We start from the raw sequence: 407 nt of genomic DNA on the forward strand, positions 1-407 counted from the left end.
ACCGTTGACGTGCAGGGTCGCGAGCGCCGTCAGCGCGGTGGTGACTTCGTCACGGTCGCGGCGCAGCAGCGGCGCGGTGACGGCGTCGGGCTGCTGGACGAGCGCCGACAGGACGCCGTCCGGGCCCAATTCGACGAACCAGGTGACGCCGTCTAGCGCTTCGAGGGCGTCGGCGAAGCGGACCGGCTTGCGGACCTGGTCCACCCAGTACTCCGGGTCCGACCACTGACCGACACCGACCTGACGGCCCGTCACCGACGACACCGCCGGGACCGAAGGCTCGGAGAAGGCCAGGGACCGCACCACTGCGCGGAAGTCCTCCAACATCGGCTCCATCAACCGCGAATGGAAGGCGTGGCTGGTCCGCCGACGGCTGGTCTTCCAGCCCCGCTCGCCCGCAGCCTCCG

The 407-nt window shown here is 71.0% G+C and carries 1 protein-coding gene; it reads right to left on the bottom strand.

All coding sequences use genetic code 11. From position 1 onward, the window contains the following. Positions 1-407: acyltransferase domain-containing protein (locus tag PUR56_RS37310; RefSeq protein ID WP_329952224.1), on the bottom strand; the 407-nt coding region annotated here is incomplete at both ends.

The organism is Streptomyces sp. BE303, assembly GCF_036290945.1.
GTDB lineage: Bacteria > Actinomycetota > Actinomycetes > Streptomycetales > Streptomycetaceae > Kitasatospora.